Below are 23,067 nucleotides of genomic sequence, written 5' to 3'. Positions count from 1 at the left end.
CTAGGGGTAATAATAATCTAGAAAAATGAACCCGGGACACTGTGAATCTCATTTAAATAAGGAGGAAGTCTGGAAAGTGCTGGAACAGCTATTCAAGCTCAAAGAGAACAAAACCACCGTAAGGACAGAAGTGGTGGCAGGTCTGACGACTTTTATGACCATGGCCTACATTTTGTTCCTGAACCCCAACATCCTGTCCGCCACCGGTATGGATAAGAATGCTGTGTTCTTTGCCACAGCCGCGGCAGCCGGTTTGGTAACCATTGCCATGGGTCTGTTTGTTAATTTCCCCATCGCCCTGGCACCCGGTATGGGTCTTAACGCGTTTTTCGCCGCCGTGGCCGCCCAGCATGTAGGTATGCCCTGGCAAGTGGCCCTTGGCGCTGTGTTTATTTCCGGTATTATCTTTGTTATTCTTACGGTGACCAAGGTGCGCCAAATTCTGGTTCTGGCTGTGCCAAACTCCCTCAAACGGGCCATCACCGTTGGTATTGGCTTGTTTATTACCATTATCGGTTTGAAACTTTCCGAACTTACCATTGTTAAAGCGGGTCCCGTTATCCCCCCAACATTGGAGGCCCTGCAAAAAGGCGGGGTAGCCACCCTGAAATTCTTTGAATGGAACAGCTTCCTGGGATCTTTTCATAACCCCGCCACCATGTTAACCCTGATCGGTCTCGCCATCACTGCGGTTTTAATGGCCAACCGGGTGAAAGGGTCCCTGCTGATCGGGATTCTGGCTTCCACCTCATCGGGATTCCCATGGGCGTTACCGTAATTCCTGAAAATTTTACTCCCTTTGCTTTACCGGATTTCGGCAATCTTTATGTGGGTGAACTGGACATTCTGGGTGCCTTGAATATGGGCATCTGGACCGTTGTGTTTACCTTTACCTTCGTAGAACTGTTTGATACCTTCGGAACCCTGGTGGGTACCGCCGATAAAGCCGGTTTGCTGGACGAAAAGGGCCAGTCCCCGAAAATCGGCAGGGCCATGCTGGTTGATGCTCTGGGTGTTTCCTTCGGCGCTTTTATGGGCACCAGTACCGTCACCGCCTACGTGGAAAGTGCCGCCGGCATCGGTGAAGGCGGCCGGACCGGTCTGACTGCCGTCACCACCGGTGTTCTGTTCCTGCTGGCCCTGGCCCTGGCGCCTCTGGCCGGTCTGATCCCCAGCGCTGCCACAGCGCCGGCTTTGATTATCGTCGGGGTGCTGATGGTTTCCGCTGTACGGGATATTAACTTCGATGACTTTACCGAAGGCTTTCCGGCCTTTATGACCTTTGCTTTAATGCCCTTTACTTACAGCATCGCCAACGGCATTGCCGCAGGGATTATTTTCTACACCGGTTTAAAGGTTCTCTCCGGGCGTGCAAAAGAAGTTCACTGGATGATGTACATTCTGTTTGCCCTGGTGGTTACCCGCTTTATTTTCCTGGGCGGTGAATAAAAATTGAAGGAGGTTTCGCCATGACAGCCCTGGTTGGTATTGTACTTGGCAGCGATTCTGACCTGCCCCTGATGAAAGACGCTGTAAAAACCCTTGAGAAATTCGGTATCCCCTATGAATTGTCCATCTCTTCCGCCCACCGGGCGCCGGATAAAACCGCCGCCTATGCCCGGACCGCCGAGTCCAGGGGATTAAAGGTACTTATTGCCGCCGCCGGCCTGGCAGCGCACCTGCCGGGTGTCGTGGCAGCCCACACTGTTCTGCCGGTCATCGGGGTACCGGTTAAATCCGCGCCCTGGACGGGGTGGATGCCCTTTATTCCATTGCGCAAATGCCCCCGGGCATTCCGGTGGCATCAGTGGCCATTAACGGGGCGAAGAATGCTGCCATCTTAGCTGTGCAGATGATCGCCCTATCCGATGACACCGTCCGGGAAAAACTACACCGGTTCAAGGAAGAGCTGGCCAGGGAAGTGGAGGCCAAAGACGCCCGGATCAAAGAACTGGGTGTAGACGGTTACCTGGCCGCCAAATAGGGATTGTAAAGGAAACGGAGGACTCTTTTGCCATATGATTGAACGTTATACTTTACCGGAAATGAAGCATATCTGGTCAGATCAAAATAAGTTTCAAAAATGGCTGGACGTAGAGATTGCTGCCTGTGAGGCCATGGCAGAGCTGGGCCAGGTGCCGGCGGAAGCGCTGGCGAACATCAAAGCCAGGGCGGCCTTCAGCGTGGAACGCATCCTGGAAATCGAGGAAGTCACCCGTCATGACGTAATCGCCTTTTTAACCTGCGTGGCGGAAAACGTCGGGGAGGACTCTAAGTATATTCACATGGGCCTGACATCCTCCGACGTAGTGGACACCGCCCAGTGTGTGCGCATGAAAGAAGCTGGCGAACTGATCCTGAAAAGGTTGGAACGCTTGCGTGAGGTGCTGCTGGAAAAAGCCAAGGAACACCGGAATACCCTGATGATCGGGCGCACCCACGGCATTCATGCCGAACCCATGACTTTCGGCCTTAAGATGTTGCTCTGGGTGGCGGAGACCGAACGAAATATCGAAAGATTGCAGCATGCCGTTAAGACCGTCAGTGTCGGCGCCATTTCCGGCGCTGTGGGCACCTATGCCAACATTGATCCCAAAATTGAAGCCTACGTTTGCAAAAGACTGGGGCTGAAACCTGCCAGAGTATCCACCCAAATCCTCCAGCGGGACCGCCATGCGGAATATCTCTGCACCATGGCTGTCATTGCCGCCTCCCTTGATAAGTTTGCCACAGAAATTCGCAATTTGCAGCGGACAGACATTCTGGAAGTGGAAGAATACTTCAATAAAGGGCAAAAGGGCTCCTCGGCCATGCCCCACAAGCGAAACCCCATTACAGCGGAAAACGTGTCCGGTCTGTCCCGGGTGGTCAAGGCCAATGCCATGGCCGCCCTGGAGAATGTAACCCTCTGGCACGAGCGGGACATCACCCACTCCTCCGCCGAGCGGGTGATTATCCCGGACAGCACCACCGCCCTGGATTTCATGCTGTACAGGTTTACCGGCATCATGGAAAAACTGCTGGTCTACCCGGAAAACATGAAACGAAACCTGGAAAAAACCCTTGGCCTGGTCTTTTCCCAGCGGGTGCTGCTGGCCCTGGTGGACAAGGGACTGACCCGGGAACGGGCCTACGAACTGGTACAGCGCAACGCCATGGAGGCCTGGCGTACCGGCACCAAATTCCTGGATCTTTTAGAGGCCGATGCGGACATTAAGGCCCATTTAACCTCCGAAGAACTGGCGGGACTGTTTGATTACAGTTACCACTTGAAACATATCGACGATATCTACTCCCGCTTTGGACTGTAAGCAAAACGAAATTTGGTAGAGGATAAATATTAAGAAGTGTAAAGTGAGGGGTAGAAGTTTTAAGTATTAAATCTCACCTCTAACCTCTCGCATCTCACTTCTCATTTTAAGGGAGGAGTTCACAGCATGCAAAAACTGGAAATGATTTATGAAGGCAAGGCCAAAAAGGTATACCGCACCGACAACCCCGATTATTTCTGGGTGGAGTACAAGGACGACGCCACCGCCTTTAACGGGCAAAAGAAGGGCACCATTGACAACAAAGGGGTGGTCAACAACAAAGTATCGGCGGTATTTTTCAAACTGCTGGAAAGCAAAGGCATCCCCACCCACTTTGTGGAGCTGGTCAACGACCGTGAAATGATTGTCAAGGCTTTAGATATCATTAAGGTGGAAGTTGTGGTCCGCAACATTGTGGCAGGTTCTCTGGCCAAAAGAGTGGGTCTGCCTGAAGGAACCATTCTGCCCAAGACCGTGCTTGAATATTATTATAAAGACGACGCCCTGGGCGACCCCTTAATCAACGCCTCGCACATCGCAGCACTGGAACTGGCCACCCCGGAACAAATGGCATTGATCAAGGAAATGGCGCTGAAAGTGAACGAAATCATGCGGGAGTATTTAGCCCCGGTAAATATTGATCTGATTGATTACAAACTGGAGTTTGGCCTGCACAAGGGCCAGGTGCTTCTGGGAGACGAAATCTCCCCGGACACCTGCCGCTTCTGGGACAAAACCACCGGCGAGAAACTGGACAAAGACCGCTTCCGCCGGGACCTCGGCAACGTGGAAGACGCCTACCAGGAAGTTTTAAGGAGATTGACCGGGGAGTAGATTCGCTTACGGGCATTGCTTCGGGGTCCGGCCCTCAGCCATCAGCCTTCAGATTTTTTATTTAGCTGTTGGCCATTGGCTATCAGTATGATGGCAAGGGTGTTTATCTTAACTGGATAATTTGAATAGAAAACAATTGAAAAATATGGGACTTAATCATAAGAGTAAAACATTTTTATAAAATGAAACCTAAAAAAAGCCGACGTCTGACGACCGACGACCGACGTCTGAAGAAGGAGGGTTTGACGTGTTTCAAGCTAAGATTTACGTAACCCTTAGGAAAAGTGTATTAGACCCGCAGGGCAGCGTGGTGCGGAAGTCTCTGTTCGCCCTGGGCTACCATAACGTGCCGGAAGTACGCATCGGACGTTATATGGTGGTGGATCTGGAGGTTGCCGACCGGGCCGAAGCGGCAAAACAGGTCAAGGACATGTGTGATAAATTGCTGGTGAACCCGGTGATTGAAGACTATACTTTTGAACTGGTGGAGGTGTAAAGCGTGAAATTTGGAGTGGTGGTGTTCCCCGGCTCCAATTGTGACGCCGACTGCCTGCATGCCATTCAAACCGTAACCGGGCAGCCGGTGGAATACATTTGGCATAAGTCCGGCAGTGTCGATGGGTTTGACTGCATCGTACTGCCCGGCGGATTTTCTTACGGAGACTACTTGAGATGCGGTGCTGTGGCCAGGTTTTCGCCGGTGATGACGCCGGTGATTGAGTTTGCCCAAAAGGGAGGCCTGGTGATCGGCATTTGCAACGGGTTCCAGGTCCTGACCGAGGCCGGGCTGCTGCCCGGCACGCTGCACCGCAATAAAAACCTGCAGTTCCTGTGTCATGACACCTTTTTACGAGTTGAAAACAATACCACCCCCTTTACTTGCCGGGCTTCCCTGGGACAAGTCATCAAAGTTCCCATTGCCCATGGCGAAGGAAATTACTATGCTGGCCCTGAAACGATCCGGCAGTTGGAGGAAAATAAACAAATTTTATTCCGCTACTGTGACCCCCACGGGGAAATCACCCCGGAAGCCAATCCAAACGGTTCTCTCAACAACATCGCCGGCATTTGCAACGAACGGGGCAACGTGCTGGGCATGATGCCTCACCCCGAGCGCTGTGCCGAGTCAGTTCTGGGCAATACCGACGGACAACTTATCTTTCAATCCCTACTGGATTTCTGGCAGAGGAGGTGCGGCTAGATGGCGATGGACCCCAAAGTAAGGCGAGAAATGGGCCTGACCGACTCTGAATATGAAAAAATTGTAGAAATATTGGGCCGGGAACCTAACTACGTGGAAGTGGGCATTTTTGCCGTCATGTGGTCGGAGCACTGCAGTTATAAAACCTCCCGACCGGCTTTGAAAACGCTGCCCACCGAGGGACCGGCCATTTTACAAGGGCCTGGCGAGAATGCCGGCATTGTGGATATCGGCGACGGACAGGCCGTGGTCTTTAAAATCGAAAGCCACAACCACCCGTCTGCCATTGAACCTTACCAGGGCGCTGCCACCGGCGTGGGCGGCATTTTACGGGATATCTTCACCATGGGGGCCAGACCCGTGGCAGTGCTGGACAGCCTGCGCTTCGGGGAACTGGACAAGCCCAGGGTACGCTACCTGTTTGACGGCGTGGTGGCGGGCATCAGCGGTTACGGCAACTGCATCGGTGTACCCACCGTGGGCGGTGAAGTGTATTTTGCCGACAGTTATGAAGACAATTGCCTGGTCAATGTCATGTGCGTGGGTCTCATTGACCAGAAGGATATTAAAAAAGGGCTTGCTGCGGGCATCGGCAACCCGGTCATGGTGGTGGGCGCCAAAACGGGCCGCGACGGCATCCACGGGGCCACCTTCGCCTCCGAGGAGTTATCGGAAGAAGCGGCCGAAAGACGCCCCGCCGTTCAGGTGGGGGACCCCTTTATGGAAAAACTTCTGCTGGAGGCCTGCCTGGAAGTCATCAAAACCGGCTACGTGGTGGGCATTCAAGATATGGGAGCGGCGGGTCTCACCAGTTCTTCCTGTGAAATGGCCAGCCGGGCCGGCACCGGGCTGGAAATGGACCTGGCCCTGGTGCCCAGGCGGGAAGAGGGTATGACCCCCTATGAATTGATGCTTTCGGAATCCCAGGAGCGGATGCTGCTGGTGGTAGAGAAAGGCACTGAAGAAAAGGTAAAAGAGATTTTTGCCAAATGGGATCTGGACGCCGTGGTGGTGGGTCAGGTTACCGGTGACGGTATTCTTCGTTTAAAGGAAGGCGCCCAGGTGGTGGCGGAGATTCCCGCCAGGGCTTTAACGGAAGAGGCGCCGGTTTATCACCGTCCCACCCGGGTGCCGGCTTATCTGGAAGAAGTGCAAAACTACCCGGTGGATTCCCTCAATATGCCGCACGATTATAACGAAGTGCTGCTGAAATTACTGGCTTCCCCCAACATTGCCAGCAAGGAATATGCTTACAAGCAATACGATTACATGGTGGGTCTCAATACGGTGGTACAGCCCGGTTCCGATGCTGCGGTTCTACGGGTGAAGGGCACCAAAAAGGGGATTGCCATGACCACCGACTGCAACGGTCGTTACTGCTACCTGGACCCCAAAACCGGCGCTGCCATTGCGGTGGCGGAGGCTGCCCGCAATCTGGTCTGTTCCGGCGCCAGGCCCCTGGCCATCACCAACTGCCTGAACTTTGGCAACCCGGAAAAGCCGGAAGTCATGTGGACCTTCTGGCAGTGCATTGAAGCATGGCCGAGGCCTGCCGGACTTTGGAAACCCCGGTAACCGGCGGCAACGTGAGTCTATACAACGAAACCAGGGGCAACGCGGTTTATCCCACGCCCACCATCGGCATGGTTGGCCTGGTGGAAGACCTGGATAAAGTTTGCACCCAGGGCTTTCAGCAAGAGGGAGATGCCATTTTCCTCATTGGCGAAAACCTACCGGAACTGGGTGGCAGCGAGTACCTGAAAGTTCATTTCGGCCTGGAAAAAGGAAAACCCCCGGTTCTTAATTTAGAGTTGGAGAAAAAAGTGCAAAAGTTTGTGCTTGAAGAAATCCAGAGCGGGCTCATAAAATCTGCCCACGACTGCTCCGAAGGTGGGTTGGCGGTGGCCCTGGCCGAATGCTGCATTTCCGGCGGCATTGGCGCGGAAATCACCATGGTGCGCCGTTTCAGGGGCGATGCCCTGCTTTTTGGCGAGTCCCAGTCCCGCATCATAATTAGCGTTAACAGAGACAAAGGCGTTGAGCTGGTGAAGAAACTGGTGGACGCCGGCGTTCCCTATACCCAGCTGGGCAGCGTGGGAGGCGACTCACTGGTCCTGAATGTGGTGAATCCCGGCTGCACCGGCTGCGGCGGCAATTTAGTAAACCTGCCCGTGACAAAGATGGAAGAAACCTGGCTGGGGGCGATACCATGTTTAATGAAGTAAATCCCTTTGTGCTGCCGGACAAACCCGTTGAAGAGTGCGGTGTTTTCGGGCTCTACGCTCCCGGGCTGGATGTGGCCAGGGTTACCTATTACGGTCTGTACGCCCTGCAGCACCGGGGACAGGAAAGCGCCGGCATTGCGGTGGCGGACGGCAGGCAGGTACAGCTGCACAAAGGAATGGGCCTGGTGCCGGAGGTGTTTACCGAGCATACGCTGGATCAATTCTGCGGCCATGTGGCCATCGGTCATGTCCGCTATTCCACCACCGGCGCCAGCCAGCCCCTCAATGCCCAGCCCCTGGTGTTTCGCTATGCCAAAGGCATGCTGGGTTTGGCCCATAACGGCAATTTAACCAACATTACCGACTTGAGGGCACAGCTTGCCTCCACCGGCTCGGTGTTCCAGTCCTCCACCGACAGTGAGGTGCTGGTGAACCTGATTGCCCGCTACAATGCCAACAGTCTGGAAGAAGCCCTGATGAAATGCATGATTGATGTTAAAGGGGCATACTCCTTGCTCATTATCACCGAGAACGCCCTGTACGCCGCCCGGGACCCCCACGGCTTCCGGCCCCTGTGCCTGGGCCGTCTGGGGGACAGCTATGTCGTCGCGTCGGAATCCTGCGCCCTGACCACGGTGGGGGCCACCTTCCTGCGGGATGTGGAACCCGGGGAGATCATCCGCATTGACCGTGCGGGTCTGACCTCCACCCGGGGCTTTCAAGCGCACAACCCGGCCCACTGTATTTTTGAATATATTTACTTTGCCCGGCCGGACAGCACCATGGACAGTTTTAATGTGAACAAAGTACGCCGGGAGATGGGACGCCAGTTGGCCAGGGAGTACCCGGTGGAAGCGGATATTGTCATTCCGGTACCGGACTCCGGTACTGCCGCGGCCAGGGGCTATGCCGAGGAATCCGGCATACCCTTTGAAGAGGGGCTGATGAAAAACCGCTATATTGGCCGCACCTTCATTCAGCCCACCCAGGAAATGCGTGAAATCGGTGTCAGATTGAAGCTGAACCCCATCCGGGAAGTGCTGCAGGGGAAGCGGGTGGTCATGGTGGATGACTCCATCGTGCGGGGCACCACCAGTCAAAAACTGGTGGCCATGCTGCGGGAGGCCGGAGCCAGGGAAGTGCACCTGTGCGTCAGCTCCCCGCCGGTGCTGCGGTCCTGTTACTACGGCATCGACACCTCGGATGAACAGGAACTCATTGCGGCCCAGAAGCCTCTGGAAGAGATCCGGCGCAGCATCAATGCGGACGGTCTGCATTACCTGAGCCTGGAGGGGCTGCTGGACATCTTTGCGCCCAAGCAAGACCACTTCTGCACCGCCTGCTTTAACGGCAACTACCCGGTGGAAGTGCCCAAGCCAAAGGAGAGCGGCAAATACAGTTTGGAATAGGGGAGTGTACCCATGTCTTTGCAAAAATTACAACCCCTCACCTACGCCGGAGCGGGGGTGGACATAGAAGCCGGCAACCGGGCGGTGTCTCTTATGAAGCAGGCGGTGCGCAGCACCTGCCGCCCGGGGGTGCTTACCGACATCGGCGGTTTCGGCGGGCTGTTTGCCCTGGACACCGTAAAATACAAGGAACCGGTCCTGGTCTCCGGCACCGACGGCGTGGGCACCAAACTCCGGGTGGCCCAGCTAACGGGTATTCATAACACCATCGGCGTTGATGCGGTGGCCATGTGCGTCAACGATATTCTGGTGCAGGGGGCGGAACCGCTGTTTTTCTTGGATTACCTGGCGGTGGGGAAGCTGGTCCCGGAAAGGGTGGCGGACATTGTCAGCGGCGTGGCCGAAGCTGCCGCCAGGCCGGCTGTGCCTGATCGGCGGGGAAACCGCCGAGATGCCGGGCTTTTACGCCGAAGAGGAGTACGACATTGCCGGTTTTGCGGTGGGTGTCGTGGACCGCAGTAAAATCATTGACGGGAAAAACATAACTGCCGGGGACGTGGTAATCGGTCTGCCCTCCTCGGGACTGCACAGCAACGGTTATTCCCTGGCCCGCAAGGCCCTGCTGGAAGTGGCGGGCTACCAGGTAAGCGATTTTGTGCAGGAACTGGATCGTACCGTGGGGGAAGAACTGCTGACCCCCACCCGCATTTATGTGAAAGCGGTCCTGCCGCTGCTGGAACAATTCAAGATCAAGGGGTTGGCCCATATTACCGGGGGCGGCCTGACCGAAAACATTCCCAGGATTCTGCCCCGGGGGGTGAAGGTGGTGCTGGACCGTGCAGCCTGGCCGGTGCCGCCTGTCTTTCAGTTGATCCGGCAGATTGGCCAGGTGGCGGAAGAAGAGATGCTGCGCACCTTCAACATGGGTATCGGCATGGTCCTGGTGGTGTCCCCGGAGCAGGCCCCGTTGGTGCTGCAAGAACTGGAAAACCTGGGTGAAACTGCCTACCGCATCGGCAGGGTTGAAACAGGAGACCCGGTGGTAGAGTATATTCGAGGTTAGAGGCTCGATGTTCGAAGTTTGACTTTTACTTATTACTGTATTTGTTTTTTGGGAGATAAATCATGGGAAAACTACGTGTAGGTGTGCTGGCTTCCGGCCGGGGATCCAACCTTCAATCAATCATGGACCAGTGCCGGCAGGGTTTAATCCCGGCGGAAGTGGCGGTGGTCATCAGTGACAAGCCCGGGGCCTATGCCTGGAACGGGCCAAAACGGCGGGCATTCCTGCCTGTTTGGTAGACCTCAAGGCCTTTGAGAGCAAAGGGGACTACGAAAGAGCCGTGGTGAAGATTCTACAGGACCACGGGGTTCAACTGGTCTGCCTGGCGGGCTACATGCGTTTGGTGGGGGAACCCCTGCTGAAGGCCTTCCCCAACAGGATTATGAACATTCATCCCGCACTGCTGCCTTCCTTTCCCGGCCTGCACGGTCAAAGGGACGCCCTGGCTTACGGGGTAAAGATCTCCGGCTGTACCGTTCATCTTGTGGACGAAGGCATGGATACCGGTCCCATTATTTTGCAGGCGGCGGTGCCGGTTTTGGATGACGATACGGAAGAAACCCTGGCAGCCAGGATTCTCGAGCAAGAGCACCGGCTCTATCCCGAGGCTGTCAAACTGTATGCCCAGGGACGTTTGCGGGTGCAAGGGAGAAAAGTGTTTATAGATAAAAATAAGGGGCGTGGTATTGGTGAAAATTAAACGCGCTTTACTTAGTGTATCGGATAAAACCGGGCTGGTGGAATTTGCCCGGGGGCTGTCAGCCTGGGGGTTGAAATTGTTTCCACCGGCGGCACGGCAAAAACCCTGCGGGAGGCCGGCGTGCCGGTGGTCTATATTTCCGATGTAACCGGTTTTCCGGAGATCCTGGGTGGTCGGGTGAAAACCATGCACCCCAATGTGCACGGCGGCATCCTGGCCCTGCGGACCGAGGAGCACTTAAACCAGTTAAGGGAGCATCAAATTACCCCCATCGACCTGGTGGTGGTCAACCTCTATCCCTTCCGTGAAACCATCGCCCGGCCCGGGGTGACACTGGCCGATGCCATCGAAAATATTGATATCGGCGGTCCCACCATGGTGCGGGCGGCCGCCAAAAACCACGCCTATGTGGGCATCGTGGTAAATCCGCAGCGCTATGGCCAGGTGCTTGAAGCCCTGGAGAAGGAGGGAGAACTTGCCGCTCCCCTGCGCCTGGAGCTGGCCGGGGAAGCCTTTGCCCATACAGCCGCTTACGATACGGCCATTGCCAACTACCTGAACGGCGTCATTGGCACAGAGGAATTTCAGCCGGAATTCAACCTGTCCCTGGTCAAGGCACAAAACCTGCGTTACGGGGAGAACCCCCACCAGAAAGCGGCTTTTTACAGGGACCCTGCCATTAGCGGCCCCTGCATTGCCAACGCGGAACAACTCCATGGCAAAGAACTTTCCTATAATAATATTCTGGACGCCAACAGTGCCCTGGAACTGGTGCGGGAATTCAGCGACCCCTGCGCCGTGATTATAAAACATAACAATCCCTGCGGCACCGCTACCGCTGAATCTCTGGTGGCGGCTTATAAAAAAGCCTTTGAAACGGATCCTGTTTCCGCCTTTGGCGGCATTGTGGCATGCAATAGAAGCGTTGATGCCGACACCGCCAACGAGATGTCTCAAATTTTCCTGGAGGCCGTGGTGGCCCCGGATTTTACCGCCGATGCCCTGGAGATATTAAGGAAGAAAGCAAACCTGCGGCTTCTCAAGACCGGCGATTTGACGGAACAGACCCGTGATGTTCTGGAAGTGAGAAAGGTAAACGGCGGTCTGCTGGTGCAGGAGGCAGACAGGGTGGTTGCCGATCCGGCTGAGCTCAAGGTTGTGACCGAACGCCAGCCTTCAGCGGAAGAGTTAAAGGAAATGATCTTCGCCATGGCGGTGGTAAAGCACGTTAAGTCCAACGCCATCGTGCTTTCCAAAGACGGTCAGGTGATCGGGGTTGGCGCCGGTCAGATGAACCGGGTGGGTTCCGCACGCATCGCCTTTGAACAGGCCGCTGACAAGGCCAAAGGAGCTGTACTGGCCAGCGATGCCTTCTTCCCCTTCCGGGATACCGTGGATGAGGCAGCCAAAGCAGGTGTTACCGCCATCATTCAGCCGGGCGGCTCCATTCGGGATGAGGAGTCCATCCAGGCCTGCAATGAGCATGGCATCGCCATGGTGTTTACCGGCCTGCGGCATTTTAAACACTAATTTGGTCATCGTAACCTTAATTTAAGGCTAAAAAATAAGTGGAGTGGTACATGCAATGAAGATATTGGTGGTTGGCGGCGGCGGCCGGGAACATGCGCTGGTATGGAAACTCCGGCAAAGCCCCAGGGTGGATCAGGTCTTTTGCGCGCCCGGCAATGCCGGGATCAGCAGTTTGGCCACCTGTGTGAACGTTCCGGCGGAGGATATCAACGGCCTGCTGGAGTTTGCCAAACAGGAGCAAATTGATCTTACAGTGGTGGGACCGGAAATACCTTTGACCAATGGCATTGTGGATTTGTTTGAAAAAGAGGGCTTGAAAATATTCGGTCCTTCCAAGGCAGCCGCTGAAATTGAGGGCAGCAAAGCCCTGGCCAAGGACCTGATGGCGAAATACAACATCCCCACGGCCCGTTACGCCACCTTTGACAGGGCGGAGGAAGCCCGGGAGTATGTTAAAAAGTACGGCGCTCCCTGCGTCATCAAGGCCGACGGCCTGGCGGCGGGCAAGGGCGTCATTGTGGCCATGGACGATGAGACAGCCCTGGCGGCTGTGGACATCATCATGGCTGAGCGGGCCTTTGGCCGGGCCGGGGACAGGGTGGTTATTGAAGAGTTTTTGCAAGGTGAGGAGGTCAGCGTGCTGGCCTTTGTGGACGGGGAAACCATTGTTCCCATGCTGGCCTCCCAGGACCACAAGCGGGTGGGGGACAACGACACCGGCCCCAACACCGGGGGCATGGGCGCCTACGCGCCGGCGCCGGTCTACACACCGGAACTGGCGGAAACAGTGGAGAGAGAAGTTCTCTATCCCACCGTCCGGGCCATGGCTGCCGAAGGCAGGCATTACCGGGGCGTTTTGTATGCCGGGCTGATGGTCACCCGGGACGGGCCGAAGGTGCTGGAGTTCAATGCCCGGTTTGGTGATCCCGAGACCCAGCCTGTGCTGAGCCTGCTGGAGACAGACCTGGTGGATATCATTGAAGCCATTTTGGAGGGACGCCTGGCCCAACAGCCGGTCCAATGGAAAGAGGGAGCGGCGGTCTGTGTGGTTATGGCTGCCGGGGGATACCCCGGCAAATATGAAAAGGGAAAAGAAATCAAAGGTTTCGACCAGGTGCCCGCCGGTGTGGAGGTGTTTCACGCGGGAACTGCCCGGCGGGAAGGCAAAGTCGTTACCGCCGGCGGCAGGGTGCTGGGTGTCACCGCCACCGGCAGGGACATTCCCGAGGCCATTACCCTGGTCTACCAGGGAGTGGCGGCCCTTCATTTTGAAGGGGCGCATTATCGGAAGGATATCGGTCAAAAGGCGATCAACAGGAGCTAAAGAAAAAGGGGCGTTAAGCCCCTTTTTTGTTTAGGAAATTATAATCTTAATAACTTAAGTACCTGGTACCTAAGTTATTCGCCCAAAAGCGAATTTGTTCTTTTGTTCCTCGTTTATTCCTTTGTTTCTCATAGCCAAAAACCTCGCCTCGTGCCTGCTAACCATCGCCAGGGTGTGATAATTGTCATGTCCCAAGTCAGATAACCTCTTCCTTGTTTCCTCGCAGTACTCAGTCAGCCTGGCAGTTTGCTCGTAGATGCTATTATATAACCTGTCCGACCCTATTCATAGACTTTTTCCTGAGTTGTATGAAAAAATTTCAGTACAGCATTTTCTTTCGTTACAATAATAAATTAATAAAGGATTTAACTCTTTAACGTCGAAAAGGGGAATAGAAAAGATGGGGAAGGCTTTTCCTGGTCATAATAAAAGATAACACAGGAGGGATTTCCTTGGAGTATACTGGGAAGCTAAGAGATAAATTAAATGACCGCCTGTTCCAGGCTATTCTTACCTTGAAAGATATCGACGAGTGCTACCGGTTCTTTGAGGACATCTGTACGGTTTCCGAGCTGCGCTCTCTGGCCCAGCGGTTGGAGGTGGCCAAGATGCTGGAGGCCAACCGTACCTATGGCGAGATTGCCGGCAAGACCGGTGCCAGCACCGCCACCATCAGCCGGGTGAAACGTTGTTTGAACTACGGCGCCGACGGCTATAAGCTGGTACTGTCCCGGCTGCCGGATCCCGGCCCACTGAAAGAGGATAATTAGGATAAGAGGTGAAGCAATGATATCCAGCAGATTTGGACGTTTGGCCCCGGGGGTAAGGGATGTCCTGCCGGCGGAGGCCCACCGGATGAGGGGACTAAAGGATCAGTTTAGCAAGCTGGTTGAGGGTTGGGGTTATAAAGAGGTGGTAACCCCTACCTTTGAATATATGGAGAACCTTGCTTCGGAAGAAATCCAGGAAGACAAATTTTTTAAATTTCTTGACCGCCAGGGCCACCTGATGGCCCTGCGACCGGATATGACCCGGCCCATAGCACGGCTGGTGGCCACCCGGATGAAGGGAGTTACACCACCCCTGCGGCTGTTTTACCTGGCCAATGTGTTTAATTACGAGCAGCCCCAGGTAGGCAGGCAGAGGGAATTTAACCAGGCCGGGGTGGAATTGATGGGAACCTCGTCACCGGAGGCAGATGCCGAAGTGGTGGCGCTGGTGACCGAATATTTAATGAAAACCGGGCTGGGAGATTTTCAAATCAGTATCGGCCATGTGGGGATCTTCCACGGGCTGGTGGAGCAGTTGGGTTTACCCAAAGAGGTGGCCCAAGACCTAAAGGAAGCTCTGGGAAACAAGGATTTCGTAAAGGTAGAAGAGATTTTCGCCTCCCATGCCGCTACCCCGGAGGAAGCCAGGCGGGCGCTGGATCTCATTGAATTGCGGGGTGGACCGGAAATTCTGGACAGGGCGACGGAACTGGCCCAGGAGGGCCCGGCCTCGGATGCCATCGAGAACCTGCGGCAGTTATACCAGGGGATTGCCTGTTACGGGGTGGAGCGATATATTACCTTGATTTAGGGCTGCTGCGGGGACTGGACTATTATACGGGCCTGGTCTTTGAAGGCTATACCGTGGCCATGGGCTTCCCCATCTGCGGCGGCGGCCGGTATAATCAACTGCTGGCGCACTTTAGTTATCCCATGCCGGCCACCGGCTTTGCTGTCAACCTGGAGCGGGTGCTGGTGGCTTTGGAACGGCTGCAGGGACCGCCGGAGGAACCAATGACGGACGTACTGGTGGCCTGGGAGGATGAAAGTATGGCCAGGGCCTGGAGGCTACCCGGGAATTAAGAAAGCAGGGACTCAAAGTAGTGACCGCCTTGTTTGAATATCCCCCCGCCAAAGCCAGGTCCGAGGCCAGAATTCTTGGCGCTTCCCGTGTGATTTATTTTTACAACAACGGCACCAGCGAAGAATTCGCTCTTTAAATAGAGAATGTAGCTGTTATCAGCAAGCTAAACGCCGGCCTCCCGGCGTTTTTTGCAAGTCAGAATGAATACTTTTAGTTTTGTACAAAGGGAATTAAAGCTGGTGCCTGCGCTTTAGGGCACGGAGCCAGCCAGTTTTTTCTAATAACCTGAGAAATTTATTCTTGACAGCACTATGATGCTGTTTTACCATGTTATTGTGTTAGTAATTTAATAAACTAAAGAGGTGGTTTCCTTGGTTGCAGCCCGAGATCTTTTAACCATTGCCTTGCCAAAAGGAACCCTATATCATGAATCCGTAAAATTATTAGGTCTGGCAGGTTTGGACATAGACTTTATCAAAGAGCCGGGACGCCAGTTGCTGCTGTATTCGGAAAAGGACGCGGTTCGCTTTATTATTTGCCGGCCCACGGATATCCCCACCTATGTGGAATACGGCGCTGCGGATTTGGGCCTGGCGGGAAAAGACACCATTGTGGAGCAGCATAAAGATGTCTATGAATTACTGGACCTAAAATTCGGCGGCTGCCGTTTTGTGGTGGCGGTGCCGGAGGGAAAGGAACAGGACCTTCAATACTGGAACCAGACCCGGGTGGCCACAAAATTTCCCCGTATCGCAGAGGAATTTTTCCGCCAGCAGAGCATGCAAATGGAAATTATCAAGCTCCATGGCAACATTGAACTGGCCCCCATTGTGGGTCTGGCTGAAATGATTGTAGATTTGGTTTCCACCGGCCGCACCATGAGGGAAAATAAGCTGGTGCCGGTGGCGGATGTGCTCAGTTCAACCACTCGCTTAATCGCTAACCGGGTCAGCCACCGGCTGAAAAGTGAACGAATCAATCCCCTGGTGGAAAGGATCCGCCAGGTGGTGGAGGAGGGGAGTTTCAATGGATGTTGTTAGAATTATTAAGTCTTCTGAGGAGACGGAAATAAACTCCTTACTGGAAAGCCGGGCCACCAACCAGGCAGCGTTTGCCGGTCGTGTGGCAGCCATTATGGAGGAGGTACAGCAAAGGGGAGACGATGCCCTCTGCGGTTTTTCCAGACGCTTTGACGGGGCTGATTTAAAACCGACCCAATTAAGGGTATCCCAAGAAGAAATCGATCAGGCCTACCGGGAGGTTGACAGTGAAGTCCTGTCCTCCCTGAAACTGGCCAAAGACAGAATTGAACGCTTTCATCAAAAACAGCTGTCCCGTTCCTGGTTTCAACCGGAGCCGGACGGCACTGTCCTGGGTCAGTTAATTATCCCCCTGGACCGGGTGGGCATTTATGTGCCCGGAGGTACGGCTTCCTACCCCTCTTCGGTATTGATGAATGCAGTCCCTGCCAGGGTGGCCGGGGTAAAACAGGTTGTTATGGTGACACCGCCCACGTCAGAGGGGAAAGTAAACCCCTACACCCTGGTGGCCGCCGCAGAAGCCGGGGTGGATGAAATTTACAAAGTGGGCGGCGCCCAGGCCATTGCTGCACTGGCTTATGGTACCGGGACCATTGCCCCGGTCGACAAGATCACAGGGCCGGGGAATATTTATGTGACGCTGGCCAAACGGATGGTTTACGGCCAGGTAGGCATTGACATGCTGGCCGGGCCCAGTGAAGTTCTGGTAGTGGCGGATGCCTCTGCCAACCCCGTGTATGCTGCGGCAGACATGCTTTCCCAGGCGGAGCATGATACCCTGGCATCGGCCATTTTACTTACCCACGACCAGACCCTGGCCCTGGCGGTCAGTCAGGAACTGGAGCGCCAAGTTGCGGAACTGCCAAGGCAGGACATCGCCCGGCAAGCCCTGACTAACCACAGCGCCATCATTATCACCGGAGGTTTAAGCGAATCATTGGAACTGGCCAATCTTTTTGCGCCGGAACACCTGGAACTGCTGGTGGAAGAACCCTTTCAATGGTTGGGTCAGATCCGGCACGCCGGGGCTGTTTTCCTGGGTCATTACTCACCGGAACCGGTGGGGGATTACCTGGCCGGTCCCAACCATGTACTGCCCACCGGCGGCACCGCCCGCTTTTACTCTCCCTTAAACGTGGATACCTTTATGAAAAAATCCAGCGTTATTTCCTTCTCCCGGGAGAGCTTAAACAAGTTGGGACCGGACATCATCCGGCTGGCGGAGGTGGAGGGGCTGCAGGCCCATGCCAATGCCGTCAGGGTGCGGTTAAAGGGATAATTTTGTGCGGCGGTTGTTAAATATAAGATTTTAGATAAAGGAAGTGATTGGGTTGCGTGCCCCCTTTGCTGTTACAAGTCTCATTCGTGAAGGCCTGGATAAACTGATTCCTTATGATGCGCACCTGTACCCCGGGGTTATTAAACTGGATGCCAACGAAAACCCCTACCCCTTTCCGGAGGAAGTGTCACGCCGTATCGGGCAGCTGGCCGCCGGGGACCTGTTAAGCCGTTATCCGGACAGTGAAGCCAGCGAACTGCGCAGGGCCATCGCGGCATACGCAGGGGTGACACCGGAGCAGGTGATGGTGGGCAACGGCTCGGATGAATTGATTTTAAACATTCTGTTAACCTTTGGTACCGAAGGCCGGGTGCTGATCACCAACCCCACCTTTTCCATGTATAAAATTCACTCCCTGGTGGCCGGGGCCAGACCGATACCGGTGCCCCGCCGCAGTGATTTCTCCGTAGACGTGCCGGCCCTGGTCTGTTATGCCAGGCAGCCGGAGTCCCGGGTGATCTTTATTTGCTCCCCCAACAACCCGACGGGCAACGCCTCCACCCTGGAAGAAATCGAAAGTGTGCTGCAGCAGGTAAGTTGCCTGGTGGTGGTAGATCAAGCCTATCTGGAATTTGGCGGGGAAGACTGTGTATCCCTGTTAAACCGCTATCCCAATCTAGTGATTATGCGGACCTTCTCCAAGGCCTTTGCCCTGGCCGGCCTCCGGGTGGGCTATATGCTGGCCAACCCGGATGTCCTGCGGCAAATCAAGAAGGTAAAACAACCCTTTAACTTAAACTCCTTTTCCCAGGCAGCTGCCAGGGTAGTATTGGAGTACCGGGACCTGTTCAGAAAACAAATCCAGGATATTCTTCAACAGCGGGAAGAGCTCTGGCAAGGGCTGCAGAATATTGAGGGGGTCACCGCCTATCCTTCGGTAGCAAACTATATCCTCTTCCGCACCAACCACGAGAGCAAAGCAATTTACCAGGGGCTTTTGGAGAAGGGGATTTTAATTCGCAGGCTGGGCGGACCGGAACTGCCCGGCTTCCTCCGGGTATCCGTGGGAACACCGGAGGAAAACAGACCTTTTTTACAGGCACTGGCCGAAGTACTGAAGCAGGCAGGGAGGGAGTTGCAATGATGCAGCGGCAGGCACAGGTGGAACGCAGGACCGGTGAAACGGACATAAAAATTGCCATTTCTCTGGACGGCTCAGGAGACTACCGGATCAAAACGGGCGTTGGCTTTTTAGACCACATGCTCTGCCTGTTTGCCAAACACGGCGCCCTGGATTTGACCCTGGAGGCCGCAGGGATACCCATATCGATGATCACCACACCGTTGAGGACATCGGCATTACCCTGGGCCAGGCCATCCGGCAGGCCCTGGGTGATAAACGGGGAATCAACCGCTACGGCCATGCCTGATCCCCATGGATGAAGCGCTGGTGCTGTTGGCCCTGGATGTCAGCGGCCGGGGGCACCTGGAGTTTGATTTGCCGTTGCCGGCAGCCAAAGTGGGGTCCTTTGACACCGAACTGGTGGAGGAATTTTTCCGGGCCCTGGCCCTCAACGGCGGCATTACCCTGCATGTTCGAATGTTAAGCGGGCGCAATACCCATCATATTATCGAGGGGACCTTCAAGGCCCTGGGGCGGGCTTTGCGCCAGGCGGTAACTAATGATGAAAAAATACCAGGCATACCTTCCACCAAGGGGGTGCTGTAAATGATTGCCATTATTGATTACGGTATGGGCAATTTACGCAGTGTACAAAAGGCTTTTCAACGGGTGGGCTGCCAGGCGGAGATCGTCCAGGATCCGGCGGCCGTCGAGGCGGCCCCGGCAGTGGTACTGCCCGGCGTCGGGGCCTTTGCAGACGCTATGGAAAACTTAAAAAAGTCCGGTATGATTGAGGCCATTCACCGGGCGATTAATTCGGGCAAGCCCTTTTTGGGCATCTGCCTGGGCCAGCAGCTGCTCTTTGAATCCAGCGTAGAATTTGGTACCACCCGGGGACTGGGGATTTTTCCCGGCACCGTCAAGCGCTTCCCCGGGGGAGACCTGAAGGTGCCTCATATGGGCTGGAACCAGGTGGAAATCGCCAAACCCTCCCCGCTGCTGGAGGGAGTTCCCGCTGGAGCGGCCTTTTATTTTGTGCATTCCTATTACGTTGAACCCGCCGACCCTGAACTGGCCGTTACGCTTACGGAGTACGGGTTGAAATTTGCCTCGGTGGTGGGCCGCAACAATGTTTTCGGCATTCAGTTCCACCCGGAAAAGAGCAGCACCCTGGGGCTTCGTATTCTCGAAAACTTTGGAAAGATGGTGAAGTCATGATCCTGTTTCCCGCCATAGATTTAAAGGAAGGCCAGTGCGTCCGCCTGATTGAAGGCCGCATGGACAGCGCCACCGTATATTCCCATGACCCTGGCAGCACTGCCAAGGCCTGGCAGGAGCAGGGGGCAGCGTTTATTCACGTGGTGGACCTGGACGGGGCCTTTGCCGGGCAGCCACGCAACCGGCAGTCCATTGCTCGGATTGTACAGTCCGTGGACGTTCCGGTACAGGTGGGCGGCGGCATCCGGGACATGGAGACCCTGGAGGACCTGCTTTCCCTGGGCGTGAACCGGGTCATTCTGGGCAGTGCGGCCATTTTAAGGCCGGCACTGGTAGCCGAAGCCTGCCGGAAGTACGGCGACCGGGTCCTGGTGGGCATTGACGCCCGGGACGGCCGGGTGGCCATCCAGGGCTGGGGTGAAACGGTGGAGAAAACCGCCCTGGCCCTGGCACTGGAAGTAAAAGAGCTGGGCATTGGGCGCATTGTTTTTACCGATATTCGGAGGGACGGCAAACTGACCGGACCGAACCTGGCTGCTACCGGAGAGCTGGCCAGGGCCAGCGGCCTGAAGGTGATTGCCTCCGGCGGGGTGTCCTCCCTGGAGGACATCCGGGCACTGAAATCGCTGGAGCCGGACGGGGTGGAGGGGGCCATCATGGGCAAGGCCCTTTATTCCGGAGCCGTCAGGCTGCCGGAGGCCCTGGCCATTGCCCGGGGGAGGATTCAACATGCTGATGAAAAGAATTATCCCCTGCCTGGATGTAACCGGCGGCAGGGTGGTGAAGGGAACCAATTTCGTCAATCTAAGGGACGCCGGCGACCCGGTGGAACTGGCGGCGCTGTATGACCGGGAGGGCGCCGATGAACTGGTCTTTCTGGACATCACCGCTTCCTCCGACGGCCGGGCCACCATGCTGGACGTGGTGCGCCGGACTGCCGAAGAGGTGTTTATTCCCTTTACGGTGGGCGGGGGCATCCGCACCGTAGAGGACATGCGGCTGATGTTAAAGGCCGGGGCGGATAAAATCGGCATCAACACCGCCGCCATTAAAAATCCCCAGGTCATTTCCGAAGGGGCCGTCAAGTTTGGCAGCCAGTGCATTGTGGTGGCCATTGACGCCCGGCAGGTGGGTCCGGATAGATGGGAAGTCTATATTCACGGGGGCCGCACCCCCACCGGCCTGGATGCGGTGGAATGGGCCGTTAAAGCAGAGGAACTGGGCGCCGGTGAAATCCTGCTTACCAGCATGGACCGGGACGGCACCAAGGAAGGTTTTGACCTGGCCCTGACCAGCACCATCGCCCGGCATGTGAAGATTCCGGTCATCGCCTCCGGCGGCGTCGGCAACCTGCAGCACATCGCCCAGGGCCTCACCGAGGGCCAGGCTGACGCCGCCCTGGCGGCCTCCATCTTCCACTTCGGCGAATACACCATCCGGCAAACCAAAGAATACTTAAGGCAACGTGATATCCCCGTCAGAATATAACAATTCAAATTGGGGACGGTTCTTGACTTGAATTCGGATTAAAGTTATTTGTTAAGTAAGATAAAAAGCTGGTGATTGGAATATGCAGTTCAATATAGAGACCCTGAAGTTTAACGAAGCCGGGTTAATCCCGGCTATCGTTCAGGATGTATATACAAAGGAAGTTTTAATGATGGCCTGGATGAACCGGGATGCGGTGGAGAAGACCCTTGGCACCGGGGAAACCTGGTTTTACAGCCGCAGCCGGCAGAAAATGTGGAAGAAGGGCGAGACCTCCGGCCATGTGCAAAGAGTAAAAGGTTTTTACTACGACTGCGATGCGGACACCCTGCTGGTGCTGGCGGAGCAGGTGGGAGGGGCCGCCTGCCATGAGGGCTACACTTCCTGCTTCCATAATCAAGTACAGCCGGACGGTTCCGTTACAGTAGCGGGAGAAAAAAGGTTTGATCCCTCCGAGGTCTACGGACAGGGGCAGCAGGCGGGGGTTTCCACCAGTCCCGCCATCATTGATGAGCTATATGAGGTGATCCTGAGCCGCAAGGCGGAAAGACCGGAGGGTTCCTACACCACCTACCTTTTTGATAAAGGGATTGATAAAATTTGCAAAAAGGTAGGGGAAGAATGCGCCGAAGTGATTATCGGGGCCAAGAACAGCAAAGAGGAACTCGTATACGAGTCCGCTGATCTCATCTACCACCTGCTGGTCCTGCTGGCCAACCAAGGGGTAGCCGTTGAAGAAATCTACCAGCAGTTGTCCAAAAGAAGAAAGTAGAAAAGGATTATTGGGGGCGGTTTGAAAGCGCCGGGATAAACCGGCTGTGGTCAATAGGACTCCCCTAGCCCGTAATGTCATGGCCGCTGCAATACATATGTTTTAAAAAACAAGTGGAATCCTCACTGCTATGTGATACAATAAGGAAAATGGTGGAAGGGAAATTGTTATTGCTTGGTGCTAAACTTTCGTGACTTAACCAGATTAAATCCGAAAGGAGTAGACCGATGAGTGAGGTTTTATTAAAAGAAATCCTTAATGAACTCAAGGGCGTGAAAACCGAGCTGGTTTCTCTTAACCGGCGTGTGGGAAAACTTGAAGAGGGGCAGGCCAGACTTGAAGAAGCACAGTCCAGACTTGAAGGGAACCAACAAAAATTAGAAGTCAAGATCGAGAATGAAGTGATAGATAAAATTCGTGCTTTGTTTGATGACAGAGAAATGCAAAACCACAGGCTCGACCGCATTGAAGTAAAGTTAGAGAATGTTATTGTTGATCTGGGCTATCTGGTAACAAAGGTGGCCAGAATGGAGAGAATGGCCTAGTAATTATATAACTGGTTCTTAACCTTATTAAAGTGAGACATCAGAAAGAGAATGTTCACCAAGGATGCTTGGACGTTCTCTTTTTCTTTTTTAGAGTGTGGAGAAAAGAAAAACTAAATTTGAACCATGAATTTCTAACTTTGAACCTTGG

The 23,067-nt window shown here is 54.8% G+C and carries 17 protein-coding genes and 7 pseudogenes; all 24 read left to right on the top strand.

Annotation, left to right across the window (positions count from 1 at the left end):
- Positions 1-76 precede the first annotated feature (76 nt).
- Positions 77-1,449: pseudogene (locus tag P378_RS05220) on the top strand (NCS2 family permease).
- A gap of 20 nt (positions 1,450-1,469) precedes the next feature.
- A pseudogene (gene purE, locus P378_RS05215) lies at positions 1,470-1,984 on the top strand (5-(carboxyamino)imidazole ribonucleotide mutase).
- A gap of 34 nt (positions 1,985-2,018) precedes the next feature.
- The gene (gene purB / locus P378_RS05210; protein ID WP_099082511.1) at positions 2,019-3,311 is read left to right on the top strand and encodes an adenylosuccinate lyase; all 1,293 of its coding nucleotides are present in this window, start codon (positions 2,019-2,021) and stop codon (positions 3,309-3,311) included.
- Between the two features lie 126 nt (positions 3,312-3,437).
- Positions 3,438-4,145, top strand: a complete 708-nt coding sequence (gene purC / locus P378_RS05205; protein ID WP_099082510.1) for a phosphoribosylaminoimidazolesuccinocarboxamide synthase — start codon at positions 3,438-3,440, stop codon at positions 4,143-4,145.
- Between the two features lie 247 nt (positions 4,146-4,392).
- Positions 4,393-4,641, top strand: coding sequence for a phosphoribosylformylglycinamidine synthase subunit PurS (gene purS, locus P378_RS05200; RefSeq protein WP_099082509.1), 249 nt, complete (start codon positions 4,393-4,395; stop codon positions 4,639-4,641).
- A 3-nt stretch (positions 4,642-4,644) separates the two neighbouring features.
- Entirely contained in the window at positions 4,645-5,346 is a 702-nt protein-coding gene (gene purQ, locus P378_RS05195) for a phosphoribosylformylglycinamidine synthase subunit PurQ (protein WP_099082508.1), read from the top strand.
- A gap of 6 nt (positions 5,347-5,352) precedes the next feature.
- Positions 5,353-7,571, top strand: a pseudogene (gene purL / locus P378_RS05190) (phosphoribosylformylglycinamidine synthase subunit PurL).
- Positions 7,556-8,980 carry an amidophosphoribosyltransferase gene (gene purF / locus P378_RS05185; RefSeq protein WP_099082507.1) on the top strand — a complete coding sequence of 475 codons (1,425 nt, stop codon included), beginning with the start codon at positions 7,556-7,558 and terminating at the stop codon, positions 8,978-8,980. Before purL ends, purF begins: the two are co-directional and overlap by 16 nt.
- A 12-nt stretch (positions 8,981-8,992) precedes the next feature.
- Positions 8,993-10,043 (top strand): annotated as a pseudogene (purM, locus tag P378_RS05180) (phosphoribosylformylglycinamidine cyclo-ligase).
- Positions 10,044-10,105: 62 nt separating this feature from the next.
- A pseudogene (gene purN / locus P378_RS05175) lies at positions 10,106-10,743 on the top strand (phosphoribosylglycinamide formyltransferase).
- Positions 10,733-12,273 (top strand): annotated as a pseudogene (gene purH, locus P378_RS05170) (bifunctional phosphoribosylaminoimidazolecarboxamide formyltransferase/IMP cyclohydrolase). Before purN ends, purH begins: the two co-directional pseudogenes overlap by 11 nt.
- A 55-nt stretch (positions 12,274-12,328) precedes the next feature.
- Positions 12,329-13,597, top strand: a complete 1,269-nt coding sequence (gene purD / locus P378_RS05165) for a phosphoribosylamine--glycine ligase (RefSeq protein ID WP_099082506.1) — start codon at positions 12,329-12,331, stop codon at positions 13,595-13,597.
- A 452-nt stretch (positions 13,598-14,049) separates the two neighbouring features.
- A complete protein-coding gene (locus tag P378_RS05160) occupies positions 14,050-14,367 on the top strand; it encodes a YerC/YecD family TrpR-related protein (protein WP_099082505.1) in 318 nt (105 codons plus the stop codon).
- Positions 14,368-14,383: 16 nt separating this feature from the next.
- Complete coding sequence (locus P378_RS05155; RefSeq protein ID WP_274378641.1) at positions 14,384-15,178, top strand: ATP phosphoribosyltransferase regulatory subunit; 795 nt, start codon at positions 14,384-14,386, stop codon at positions 15,176-15,178.
- Entirely contained in the window at positions 15,127-15,450 is a 324-nt protein-coding gene (locus P378_RS22770; RefSeq protein WP_338013841.1) for an ATP phosphoribosyltransferase regulatory subunit, read from the top strand. Before P378_RS05155 ends, P378_RS22770 begins: the two co-directional genes overlap by 52 nt.
- A gap of 372 nt (positions 15,451-15,822) precedes the next feature.
- A complete protein-coding gene (gene hisG, locus P378_RS05150; protein ID WP_099082504.1) occupies positions 15,823-16,491 on the top strand; it encodes an ATP phosphoribosyltransferase in 669 nt (222 codons plus the stop codon).
- Positions 16,478-17,770, top strand: a complete 1,293-nt coding sequence (gene hisD, locus P378_RS05145; protein WP_099082503.1) for a histidinol dehydrogenase — start codon at positions 16,478-16,480, stop codon at positions 17,768-17,770. The genes hisG and hisD overlap by 14 nt, the downstream gene beginning before the upstream one ends.
- Before the next feature lie 52 nt (positions 17,771-17,822).
- Complete coding sequence (gene hisC, locus P378_RS05140) at positions 17,823-18,914, top strand: histidinol-phosphate transaminase (protein WP_099082502.1); 1,092 nt, start codon at positions 17,823-17,825, stop codon at positions 18,912-18,914.
- Positions 18,911-19,499: pseudogene (gene hisB, locus P378_RS05135) on the top strand (imidazoleglycerol-phosphate dehydratase HisB). Before hisC ends, hisB begins: the two are co-directional and overlap by 4 nt.
- On the top strand, positions 19,500-20,111 hold the full coding sequence (hisH, locus tag P378_RS05130) for an imidazole glycerol phosphate synthase subunit HisH (RefSeq protein ID WP_099082501.1): 612 nt from the start codon (positions 19,500-19,502) through the stop codon (positions 20,109-20,111).
- A complete protein-coding gene (gene hisA, locus P378_RS05125; RefSeq protein WP_143338416.1) occupies positions 20,108-20,959 on the top strand; it encodes a 1-(5-phosphoribosyl)-5-[(5-phosphoribosylamino)methylideneamino]imidazole-4-carboxamide isomerase in 852 nt (283 codons plus the stop codon). The genes hisH and hisA overlap by 4 nt, the downstream gene beginning before the upstream one ends.
- A complete protein-coding gene (hisF, locus tag P378_RS05120; protein WP_099082500.1) occupies positions 20,841-21,599 on the top strand; it encodes an imidazole glycerol phosphate synthase subunit HisF in 759 nt (252 codons plus the stop codon). The genes hisA and hisF overlap by 119 nt, the downstream gene beginning before the upstream one ends.
- 82 nt (positions 21,600-21,681) lie before the next feature.
- A complete protein-coding gene (gene hisIE / locus P378_RS05115) occupies positions 21,682-22,371 on the top strand; it encodes a bifunctional phosphoribosyl-AMP cyclohydrolase/phosphoribosyl-ATP diphosphatase HisIE (protein WP_099082499.1) in 690 nt (229 codons plus the stop codon).
- A gap of 227 nt (positions 22,372-22,598) precedes the next feature.
- Positions 22,599-22,916 carry a hypothetical protein gene (locus P378_RS05110; RefSeq protein ID WP_099082498.1) on the top strand — a complete coding sequence of 106 codons (318 nt, stop codon included), beginning with the start codon at positions 22,599-22,601 and terminating at the stop codon, positions 22,914-22,916.
- Positions 22,917-23,067: the final 151 nt, after the last annotated feature.

Source organism: Desulforamulus profundi, assembly GCF_002607855.1.
Note: the sequence above shows the minus strand (reverse complement) of the source record. Positions and strands in the feature narration are given on the sequence as shown.